Genomic DNA, 11,154 nt, shown 5'->3' with positions numbered 1-11,154 from the left:
CCCTCGTTTTGGGATTGCAAAGGTAGAAACCTTTTCTGAATTTGCAAACTTTATTTTTTTATTTTTTCAAGCCGCTTTTTCAATTCACAACCGCATTTTCGTTACCTCTTTTGCGGGCTGCAAAGGTAATAACCTTTGTTGAATTTGCAAACTTTATTTTTAATATTTTCAGTTGCTATACTTTCAGAGAACGTCCCGCTATTTCGTTTGCGGGCTGCAAAGGTACGCACAAATTTAACTTGTGCAAATGGTTTGAAGGAATTACTGATAGTGTAGTTTTAACACGCTGAAAATGAAGCAGAAAAAATGCAGGATATTTTAAGCGAATGTGGTTTAATAGTACTTTAAGCCGGATTTTGATAGTATTTGTGCCTGAAAATAGTTTTTGATTATTATTGAACGAAGGGATGCATATAGCTCAAAGGGCAGATCAACACTATAATATGCACTAAATACAACGGCAATCAGGGTGAAATATATTGATATCAGCAATCAAAGCTTCACCATAATCATAAATTAAGGGTTATAGTATGTAGTATAGCCCGCTTATTGCCGCCGAAGGCCCCATCGTTCTGCCTGCTTTAGCCCGAAGCCGTTTTGCTGACAAGAAGAAAAGAGGAAATCCCATGAATCGTATAAATCCCACAAATCCCGGTTCTGGCAATTCCGCGTTAGGGATTGCAGCGGATACCGGCCCGTGGCTAAGGCCTGTGCAGTATGAGCAGAAAGCCCGGCCGCCAGGCAACGCCCTACTATATACGTTATATACATTAATCTTATCTTATATATACTATATAAAGCCTAAACCACATACCTACTCTATTATACTATGTAAAATAATCATATCCTACATATATAAACCAAACCACATACCTATCCTATTATATACTATGTAAAACTTCATCCTATATATACTATTATGCTGCCTATATAATACACTACCCAAACCGCGCACTTACATGCTATATAATATACTGCCCAAAACGCATACTTATATACATACGATATGCATCCTAAACCAGCACCTATTATATACTATATAAACATGCTACTATATAGTATATATAGGCTTGGTTTGAAATCGCCATTAATCCATCGCTCAAACCAGTGTCTTTTCCCACCACAACGTTAAAAGATGTTAAATACCTACACTATATATATAAGGTGCGATTTCGTCGTTATATATTCGTCCTCTAAATAAATAATTGATTGATTTATAATATTCAACTATCTTTGCAAAATGTTTAAAAAACAACTACTCATATTATCAAGCGTAATGTTCCTGTTTATTGTTACGCTTAGCAGTTGTAAAAGCAAATACGAAAAGTTAAAAGCGAGTAACGATAACGCGAAAAAATACCAGGAAGCTGTTAAGTTTTATAATAAGAAAGATTACTCGAAGGCTTTAGGTTTATTTGATGACCTTGTAACCCGTTACCGCGGTCGTGCCGAAGCTGAGGACCTTTTTTACTATTACGCTTATACTAACTATAAGCTTAAGGATTATACTTCGGCCAGGTTCCACTTTAAAACGTTTGCCGATACTTATCCATCGAGCCCAAGGGCCGAGGAGTGCCGCTTTATAGCTGCTTATTGCTTTTACCTGGATTCGCCTATCTACTCGTTAGATCAGGAGAATACTACCAAAGCGATAGAGTCGTTACAGTTGTTTATTAACCTTTACCCAAAAAGCGACCGTGTTACCGAGGCAAGTAAACTGATACAGAACCTGCGCGATAAGCTGGAGCAAAAATCGTACGCTAACGCTAAGTTATATTTAACTATTGGCGATTACCAATCGGCAGTTATTGCGTTTAACAATACGCTGCGCGATTACCCTGATACTAAATATGCCGAGGAACTGGAGTTTTTAACTATACGTGCGCAGTATGAATATGCAAAGGTGAGTATGGACAGGAAACAGCAAGAACGTTTTGACCAGACAATATCATACGCCGACCAGTTTATAGAGAAGTACCCTACAAGTAAATTTTTAAGGGATGCAACTGACTATAAAAAAGACAGCCAACAAGGAATAGAACATGCTAAAAGAGTATTAGCCGAAGCGGCTGTTAACCCAAAAGCAGCTGAAAAAATTGCTAAAAAAGATACTACTAATACCGGCCAACCGCCGTCAATTAAGGATAGAGATAATCAGAAAATACCATATTAATAATAAGTAAAAAAGACATGAACGTTAACAACCCAACTAACAAGCCAGCTGTAGCAAGCAGCACAGTTACCCGTGACCTGCGTGAACTGGATGTGAAAACCGACAATATATATGAGTCGTTGGTAATTATGTCAAAAAGGGCAAACCAGATATCAAACAACATAAAAGAAGAGTTACACCAAAAACTTTCAGAATTTGCATCGGCAAATGATAACCTGGAAGAGGTTTTTGAAAACCGCGAACAGATTGAAATATCTAAATACTACGAAAAGTTACCTAAACCTACTTTGGTAGCCGTTCAGGAATTTTTAGACAACAAAATATACTACCGCAACCCGGCTAAAGAAGCAAGGGAATTGTAAGCGCTTCGCTTAATTCAAAAGTTAAAAGTCAAAATTCAAAAAACGTGGATCATACCTGTTTTTGAATTTTGACTTTTTATTTTTTACTTTAACACCATGCTTGAGGGTAAGAAAATTATTTTAGGGGTTTGTGGCAGTATAGCGGCTTATAAATCGGCAACGTTGGTTAGGCTGCTGGTTAAAGCCGGCGCCCATGTGCAGGTGGTGATGACACCCGATGCTACCAACTTTATTACTCCGCTTACATTATCTACCCTATCTAAAAGACCGGTTTACTCCGAATACTTTAAGCCCGAAACCGGCGAGTGGAATAACCATGTGGAACTTGGCCTTTGGGGCGATGCTATGATCATAGCACCGGCAAGCGCTAACACTATGGCTAAAATGGCCAGCGGTTTGGTTGATAACCTACTTACGGCGGTATACCTATCGGCAAAATGCCCGGTGTACTTTGCCCCCGCTATGGACCTGGATATGTGGAAGCATGAAACTACTCAGCAGAACATTGTGGATTTGCAAGGCTTTGGGAATGTACTGATCCCTCCCGGGAGTGGCGAATTAGCCAGCGGGCTGCATGGTGAAGGCCGTATGGCTGAACCTGAGGAGATTGTAGCTTTCCTGTCGGATGATATTAAAAAGAAGCTTCCTTTATACAAACAAAAGATACTGGTTACCGCCGGCCCTACTTATGAGGCTATTGACCCGGTACGTTTTATAGGCAATCATTCATCGGGTAAAATGGGATTTGCACTGGCAGATGAGCTGGCTTCGCTGGGTGCGGATGTTACTTTAATTGCAGGGCCCACAGCCCAGGTGAGTAAATACCAGAGCATAAAACGGATAAACATTACCAGCGCGGCAGATATGCTGAAGCAATGTTTAGAACACTTCCCTGTTGCTAACGCCTGTGTGATGTGCGCCGCCGTTGCCGATTATACTCCCGCCACGGTATCGACACAAAAAATAAAGAAGCAGGATGATGGCCTGAACATTGAACTAAAGAAAACTACCGACATATTAAAAACCCTTGGTCAGCAGAAGCGTGATGGACAAATACTGGTTGGCTTTGCTTTAGAGACCAATAATGAAGAGCAATACGCTATTGAAAAACTGCAAAAGAAAAACTTGGATTTAATTGTGTTAAATTCGTTGAATGATGCCGGGGCCGGGTTTAAGAATGATACCAATAAGGTAACTTTGATAGACCGCGACCTTCATAAAACCACCTTCGAACTAAAGAATAAGACCGAGGTGGCACATGATATTTGTATTAAGCTAATTGAACTGCTAAAAAAATGAAGAGATATATAACTTTTGCCGTGTTGTTTTTTACCTGCTGCATTGCACAGGCACAAGATTTGAATGCACGCGTAAAGGTTGTTGCGCCAAAAATACAGGTTACCAACAAGCGCGCTTTGCAAACCCTGGAAACCGCCATGAAAGATTTTTTGAATGGCCGCAAATGGAGCGCTGATGTAATTGCGCCCCAGGAACGTATAGACTGTAACTTTGTACTGAATATTACCGCCTGGGATGGCAGCAGCAATTTTAGCGGCGAGCTGCAGGTACAATCGTCGAGGCCGGTGTTTAACTCTACTTATGGCACTACCCTGCTTAATATTAACGACAAAGATTTTGACTTTACCTATTCCGAGGGGCAAACTATTGACTACAGCGACCAGAATTTTCAAAGTAACTTAAGCGCGGTAATGGCGTTTTACGCTTACATTATTGTGGGTATGGACTATGATTCATTCTCGAAATATGGTGGCACACCTTACTTTTTAAATGCCCAAAACATTTCCATAAACGCCCAAACAACGTCTTTTAAAGGCTGGAAAGGCTTTGATAATAACCTTAACCGTTACTGGCTGATAGAAAACCTGAACAATAAACTATACAACAACCTGCGCGAATTTATTTACAATTATCACCGCAATGGTTTAGATATTATGGCCGATAACCCCAGCAAGGGCCGTAAGTACATCAGCAGTATATTACCTGTACTAAGCCAGGTAGATCGTAAACGTTTGGGCTCGTATTTCCCGCTGGCATTTTTCACCGCTAAGAATGCCGAGTTTGTATCCATATTTAGTAACGCTTCACCGCAAGACAGGATGCAGGCTATGAATACACTTTCACTGGCCGACCCTGCCAATGGTGGAAAATATCAGGCATTAAAAGGTAAGTAACAGGGATGTGCTATTCAACTAAGCTTTGATACTAACCTCACGCAATATCTTTCTGTCTACATAAAATGTTCCGAACGGGATGATGCAGGCCAACAACACTTTACCTTTGGTTTTAAATTGCCATTTCTGCTCTACCCCAACACTTATAGTATTCACAATAAATAGTAGAAACAGTGCGCCGTGTATTGGGCCTATGGCCTTAACAACAGTCGGATCATGCCCCATATACTTTATGGGTACGGCTATAAATAGAAGTACCAATAGCGAAATACCTTCCAAAAAACCGATGATACGCAACCGGCCGATGTTTGTAGATAATAGTTGTTTCATATTAATAATGATTAAAAAGAATGCAGATACGGCCGTTGCGCTAATGGCGAAAACGGCCATGGTATAGCTATAATTATAATGAGCAATGCGATACCGAACCATATCAGCATGGTTTTGTATTTCTCCCTATCGGTAGGTTTGCGTTTAGCCATTGCCGAGCCAATAGTGATGATCACGATAGCTGATGTCATTAGCAATAAGTGCAGCACACCGAAAAAGAAAGGCTGTGTTATTTGCCCGCCCGGGCCGGTAGCATGAAAGGAGAACCTGGCGTTTGGGCTTTGCGTGTATAATATAATCCCAAGCATCAATTGAATATGTGCAGTTGTGGCAGTCCAGTGGCGTAGCTTGTCGTCTCCTTTGGTAAAAGCTTGTTTACTGTAATAACCATTATAAGCACGATAGATAGAGTATAGCAAGTTTCCAAGCACCGCCCATCGTACCAGGGAATGAAAAAATAGTAATGTATCTAACATCAGTATATAATATGATGCAAAGTTACATACAACATACCGTTTAGTATGTTATTATTTAAAAAATATATCAGGCTAATTGTTTCAGATAATTCTTTAGTTCCTGAAGATAAATGTTATAGCAGGATGAGCCTGCCGCTTTACCCATATTACGAATACCGCTATACCCGGCAACAACAAAACAGGCAACATATCCGGGGTTTACATCGGCGCGAATCTCTTTTGATGCTTTACCCTGGTTAATGCTTTCTTTGATGGCATCCTGCCACTGGTCGGTAAGTTTTAAAAGGGCTATTTTAAAATCCTCATTCAGTGGCGACATTTCTTCTATTAAATTCACCGCAGGGCAACCATACTTAGCACGCAGGAACGGGACTTTCAACAATACATTCCGCATCATTTCGTGGATCTCGTTTATCGGGTCTTTTGAATCGAGCAATGGTTTTACGAGCGTAGCATACATACCGGGATAAATGATCTCGTTGATCATAGCCAGGCCCATCTCGTCCTTATTCTTAAAATGATAAAAAAAAGCGCCTTTGGTTACTTGTGTAGTTGCCAAAATATTATCGATACTGGTAGCCTGGTAGCCCTGCTTATAAATAAGCTCGAAGGCTTTGGTCAGGATCATAGTACGGGTATTGGCAGCTTTCGACATTTTTAAATACTAATTAGTATGTTAAACAAACATAATAGAAATAAATACAGCTTCCTAATAATAAACAAATCTTCCTTATATTCAACTTATTATTAACCTAAACTACCTGCATCATGGCTGTGTTTATTGCAATTTACATTGTTGGATTTTCTCTTGTGTTTTTAATTTGTGCGCTACTTACACGGTGGATCTTCCGCATAGATCAAAACTTAGAATATCAACGGTTACAATATGACATCCTGCTTAAGATAGCCCGTAAATTAGGTGTAGATGAACAGCCTCCGCAGGAAAGCAGCACCGATCAAAAATACATGGATGATGATGCTGTTTAGCAAATTTCTTTTGTCAGTTAAAATTTAAACATTGCATCTGCGTTTTATCAACCATTAGCTATCTTTACTCTTTTTAAGCGATAGAATATTTATGAACAAACGGTGGGTGTTAAAAGATGCAGCAGATACGGTTATAGTACAGGAATTGGCTGCAGGACTTAACATAAACCCGGTTCTGGCCACGCTGCTTGTGCACCGTGGCATCAAAAATTTCGAGGAAGCCAAATACTTCTTCCGCCCTACCCATCTACACCTTCACGATCCTTTCCTGATGCAGGATATGGAAAAAGCGATCGATCGAATTGAACAGGCAATTGCCAATGACGAAAAGGTTTTAGTTTACGGCGATTACGATGTGGATGGTACTACATCTGTAGCTTTGGTTTACAGTTTCTTTGAAAAATATCATAAAAACATAGCGTATTATATTCCTGATAGATATAAGGAAGGCTACGGCATATCTACCGCGGGCATTGACTATGCCGCCGCCAATGACTTCGGTTTAATTATCGCTTTGGATTGCGGGATAAAATCCGTTGATAAAATTGCTTACGCCAATACTTTGGGTGTCGATTTCATTATTTGTGATCACCACTTGCCCGGCGAGCAATTACCTGCAGCAGTAGCCGTGCTTGATCCCAAACGTGCCGATTGTGCATACCCTTTTAAAGAACTTTCGGGCTGTGGCATTGGTTTTAAACTGATACAGGCTTATTCAGATAAACACGACCTGCCTTTTGAAGGCGTTGCCGAATACTTCGACCTGGTGGCCATCAGCATAGCCTGCGATATTGTGCATATCACCGGCGAGAACCGTGTACTTGCTCACCTTGGTTTGCAAAAGATAAATGAGAACCCATGTATCGGAGTGAAAACGTTAATGCAAGTTGCGGGCAGAGGCACCACCTATACTATAAGCGATGTGGTGTTTTTATTAGGCCCGCGCATTAATGCAGCAGGAAGGATCGACGACGCCAAACACGCGGTTGAGCTTTTAATAGCCTGCCACGAAGATGCCGCCAAAGAAAAAGGCGACATGATCAACATTCGCAACACTGAGCGCAAAGGCCACGATTTGCAAATTACCGATGAGGCTTTAAGCATGATAGATAACGACGCGGTGATGATAGCCCGAAAATCTACCGTGGTTTTTAATAAAGACTGGCATAAAGGGGTTATCGGTATCGTAGCATCGCGGTTAACCGAAAAGTATTATCGCCCTACCGTGGTGCTTACCCAATCAAACGGGCATGTGGCAGGTTCGGCGCGCTCTGTTTTAGGATACGACCTTTACGAAGCCCTTTGCGGCTGCAGCGATCTGCTGATACAATTTGGCGGCCATAAATACGCGGCTGGCTTAACTATGCATGCAGAAAATGTACCGGCATTTATAGAAAAATTTGAAGAAGTGGTAGGCGCTACCATTACCGATGAGCAATTAATACAGCAGGTAAGCATCGAGGCCGAGATAGAATTAGCGGATATCGATTCCAAATTTTTCAGGATCCTGAGCCAATTCGCGCCATTCGGACCGGAGAACATGTCGCCGGTATTCCTCAGCAAAAATGTGTATGTTAGCGGTAATGCGGGTTTGGTTGGCGGCAATCACGTTAAAATGTTTATCATGCAACCGGGTTCGGCAGCGTTTAGCTGTATAGCTTTTAACCAGGCCGACTTACTGCCTCAATTAAAACAGGGAGTACCTTTTGATGTTTGTTATACCATTGAAGAAAATGTATGGCGCGAACAACGCAGTATACAATTAAATATAAAAGCAATACGCATTTAAGTAAAAGGTCAAAATTAAAAAGTCAAAAGCAATAAGCTTAGACTCCAAACCATTTTGAATTTTAACTTTTGAATTTTGAATTAATGATATTACGAGCAGAACATTTAGTAAAAAAATATAAGCAGCGTACCGTTGTAAACGATGTAACTTTCAACGTAGCGCAGGGCGAAATTGTAGGTTTACTTGGGCCGAATGGCGCCGGTAAAACTACTTCATTCTACATGATAGTAGGTTTAATAAAACCCAATGAAGGCAAGATATATTTAGAGGATGAAGATATAACAGGCGACCCAATGTATCGCCGCGCCCAAAAAGGGATTGGCTACCTGGCGCAGGAAGCATCGGTTTTTCGTAAGCTTTCTGTTGAAGATAATATCAAAGCCGTGCTGGAAATGGGCAAAATGAGCAAGGACAAACAAAAGGATAAACTGGAGGAATTGATTGACGAGTTCAGCCTGCACAAAGTACGCCGCAACCGTGGTGACCTGCTATCGGGTGGTGAACGCCGCCGTACCGAAATTGCCCGCGCCCTTGCCGCCGAACCAAACTTTATCCTGCTGGATGAACCATTTGCCGGTGTTGACCCTATTGCGGTAGAAGAGATCCAGGCCATGGTTGCCAAGCTTAGGCACCGCAATATAGGTATCCTTATTACCGACCACAACGTGCAGGAAACCCTATCCATTACAGATCGTGCATACCTGCTTTTTGAAGGTAAGATCCTGGAATCGGGTGTGCCGGAGGTATTGGCTGCTAACGAAATGGTGCGTAAGGTTTACTTGGGCGCAAATTTTGTGTTAAAAAGAAAAACATTTGCCCAGTAACTCATATATTTGAGATAGTGTTCATAGCAAATAGTTCATGGTTCATAGCAAATCATGAACTATCAACCATGAACCATAAGCCATGAACTATAAGCCAAAGTATGACCATCATTAACTCTGTATTTACCTGGTTTATGAAAAAGCGTATCCACCAGATAGAGCTTTTTATGAAATACCCTAATGAGGTACAGGAGGAGTGGTTTGAGCAATTGGTTGCAGGTGCCGAAAACACCGAATGGGGTAAAAAATACGGTTATAAAAGCATCGAGAACCTGGCCCAATTTAAGGAGCGCGTACCTATTCAAACTTACGATACATTAAAGCCATATATAGAGCGCATGCTAAAAGGCGAGCAAAATGTGCTTTGGCCGTCAGAGATTAGGTGGTTCGCCAAATCATCGGGCACCACCAGCGATCGCAGTAAATTTATCCCTGTAAGTGAGGAATCGTTAGAAGAATGCCACTTTAAAGGTGGCAAGGATATGCTTACCCTTTACTTCAATAACCGGCCTAATGCCCGCATTTTTACAGGTAAAAGTTTAACACTTGGCGGCAGCCACCAGGTTGGGCAGTTAAATGCCGATACCTTTTTCGGCGATCTATCTGCGGTGATCATGAAGAATCTGCCTCTTTGGGCCGAGTTTTATCGTACCCCGCACCTGGATATCGCCCTGTTGGAAAACTTCGAGGAGAAAATTGAGAAGATGGCTTATGCCACTAAGGATGTAAATGTAACCAGCATAAGCGGCGTACCTACATGGAATATCCTCCTATTTAAACGCATCCTGGAAATTACCGGTAAAAAGAATCTGCTGGAAGTTTGGCCTAATCTGGAACTATATTTCCACGGCGCGGTAAACTTCACTCCCTACCGCGAACAGTTTAGAAAGCTGATCCCTAACGATGATATGTACTACCTGGAAACCTACAATGCATCTGAAGGTTTCTTTGGGATACAAGATCTGGAAGAACCAGGCGATATGCTTTTAATGCTTGATTACGGCATTTTCTATGAGTTTTTACCGATAGAAAACCTGCATCAGGAAAACCCGAAAACACTTACGCTGGATGAGGTTGAATTAAATAAGAACTATGCTCTTATTATCACAACCAACGCCGGTTTATGGCGATATTTAATAGGCGATACTGTCCGGTTCACTTCGCTGGTACCTTATCGGATCCAGATAACCGGCCGTACCAAACATTTTATAAATGCCTTTGGCGAAGAACTCATCATAGATAATGCCGAACGCGCGTTAGCTGAAGCCTGCTCACAAACCGGCGCGATCATCCGCGATTATACCGCTGCCCCTATTTATTTTAATGATAAAGAATGCGGCGCCCACGAATGGCTGATAGAGTTTGAAAAACACCCTGCAGAGTTTGAACGTTTTGTTGACCTGCTTGACGAAACCCTGCGCCGTGTAAACTCCGATTATGATGCTAAGCGCTTTAAGGATATGGCGCTTCGCCGCCCATTAGTGCGGGTTGTAGCCCAGAATACCTTCTTTAACTGGATGAAAGAAAAGGGTAAAATTGGCGGTCAGCATAAAGTACCGCGTTTAGCCAATAACCGCGAATATGTGGATGCTATTTTGAAGATGACGGAAATAATAAATAATTAATTTACAATATCTTAACTATTATTTAATCATCCATTCTGTATCACTCTCCATCAGCCATTCGTAATAGCTATATAATCTAAATCAAATGAAAAAAGCTTTACTAATGGTTGCGCTAATTGCAGGCCTTGCTTCTTGTAAAAAAGACATAAAACCTTATATCCCATCGGTTAACGGGACCTGGGAATTAAGATCAATATCAGGCGGGTTCGGTCCTACTGTAGTTACTCCTGACGGAAAAAGAATCAAATTTCAATTTACTACAAACAGCAGGTACGTTAAAACCGACACTAATAAAGTGGAGACGAGGGGTAATTTTAGTATAACCGTCATGGGTGAAGAGAGGAGCTATAAATATGGCACTATAACATTTACCAACCCCGATTATCGTGATGCAAT

Annotated in this window: 12 protein-coding genes; 9 read left to right on the top strand and 3 right to left on the bottom strand. The window is 41.3% G+C overall.

Annotation, left to right across the window (positions count from 1 at the left end; genetic code table 11):
- The first annotated feature begins 1,240 nt into the window (after nucleotides 1–1,240).
- From JWQ85_RS08290 to JWQ85_RS08275, 4 genes are all read left to right on the top strand, one after another.
- Nucleotides 1,241–2,173 carry an outer membrane protein assembly factor BamD gene (locus JWQ85_RS08290; protein ID WP_299466749.1) on the top strand — a complete coding sequence of 311 codons (933 nt, stop codon included), beginning with the start codon at nucleotides 1,241–1,243 and terminating at the stop codon, nucleotides 2,171–2,173.
- 17 nt (nucleotides 2,174–2,190) lie between these two features.
- Nucleotides 2,191–2,535 carry a DNA-directed RNA polymerase subunit omega gene (locus JWQ85_RS08285; RefSeq protein WP_067056089.1) on the top strand — a complete coding sequence of 115 codons (345 nt, stop codon included), beginning with the start codon at nucleotides 2,191–2,193 and terminating at the stop codon, nucleotides 2,533–2,535.
- Between the two features lie 96 nt (nucleotides 2,536–2,631).
- Entirely contained in the window at nucleotides 2,632–3,834 is a 1,203-nt protein-coding gene (gene coaBC, locus JWQ85_RS08280; protein ID WP_299466741.1) for a bifunctional phosphopantothenoylcysteine decarboxylase/phosphopantothenate--cysteine ligase CoaBC, read from the top strand.
- Nucleotides 3,831–4,727, top strand: a complete 897-nt coding sequence (locus JWQ85_RS08275) for a DUF4835 family protein (RefSeq protein WP_299466738.1) — start codon at nucleotides 3,831–3,833, stop codon at nucleotides 4,725–4,727. The genes coaBC and JWQ85_RS08275 overlap by 4 nt, the downstream gene beginning before the upstream one ends.
- 18 nt (nucleotides 4,728–4,745) lie before the next feature.
- On the opposite strand, the gene JWQ85_RS08270 is transcribed toward JWQ85_RS08275, so the two are convergent.
- The 3 genes from JWQ85_RS08270 to JWQ85_RS08260 form a co-directional block, all read right to left on the bottom strand.
- Nucleotides 4,746–5,057, bottom strand: coding sequence for a DUF3817 domain-containing protein (locus tag JWQ85_RS08270; protein WP_299466737.1), 312 nt, complete (start codon nucleotides 5,055–5,057; stop codon nucleotides 4,746–4,748).
- An 11-nt stretch (nucleotides 5,058–5,068) separates the two neighbouring features.
- Complete coding sequence (locus tag JWQ85_RS08265; RefSeq protein WP_299466734.1) at nucleotides 5,069–5,533, bottom strand: hypothetical protein; 465 nt, start codon at nucleotides 5,531–5,533, stop codon at nucleotides 5,069–5,071.
- A 67-nt stretch (nucleotides 5,534–5,600) separates the two neighbouring features.
- Nucleotides 5,601–6,188: a TetR/AcrR family transcriptional regulator gene (locus tag JWQ85_RS08260; protein WP_299466731.1), complete on the bottom strand. Its 588-nt coding sequence runs from the start codon at nucleotides 6,186–6,188 to the stop codon at nucleotides 5,601–5,603.
- A 113-nt stretch (nucleotides 6,189–6,301) separates the two neighbouring features.
- On the opposite strand from JWQ85_RS08260, the gene JWQ85_RS08255 reads away from it, so the two are divergent.
- From JWQ85_RS08255 to JWQ85_RS08235, 5 genes are all read left to right on the top strand, one after another.
- Entirely contained in the window at nucleotides 6,302–6,520 is a 219-nt protein-coding gene (locus JWQ85_RS08255) for a hypothetical protein (protein WP_299466728.1), read from the top strand.
- Between the two features lie 91 nt (nucleotides 6,521–6,611).
- The gene (gene recJ, locus JWQ85_RS08250; RefSeq protein ID WP_299466725.1) at nucleotides 6,612–8,309 is read left to right on the top strand and encodes a single-stranded-DNA-specific exonuclease RecJ; all 1,698 of its coding nucleotides are present in this window, start codon (nucleotides 6,612–6,614) and stop codon (nucleotides 8,307–8,309) included.
- A gap of 83 nt (nucleotides 8,310–8,392) precedes the next feature.
- On the top strand, nucleotides 8,393–9,133 hold the full coding sequence (gene lptB, locus JWQ85_RS08245) for an LPS export ABC transporter ATP-binding protein (protein WP_256540271.1): 741 nt from the start codon (nucleotides 8,393–8,395) through the stop codon (nucleotides 9,131–9,133).
- Between the two features lie 101 nt (nucleotides 9,134–9,234).
- Nucleotides 9,235–10,758 carry a GH3 auxin-responsive promoter family protein gene (locus tag JWQ85_RS08240; RefSeq protein ID WP_299466722.1) on the top strand — a complete coding sequence of 508 codons (1,524 nt, stop codon included), beginning with the start codon at nucleotides 9,235–9,237 and terminating at the stop codon, nucleotides 10,756–10,758.
- A gap of 85 nt (nucleotides 10,759–10,843) precedes the next feature.
- The coding region (locus tag JWQ85_RS08235) for a hypothetical protein (RefSeq protein ID WP_299466719.1) at nucleotides 10,844–11,154 on the top strand (311 nt) is incomplete at its 3' end.

Origin of the sequence: Mucilaginibacter sp., from assembly GCF_028288105.1 — a bacterium.
GTDB lineage: Bacteria > Bacteroidota > Bacteroidia > Sphingobacteriales > Sphingobacteriaceae > Mucilaginibacter.
This window is presented reverse-complemented; position numbering and strand designations above follow the sequence as displayed.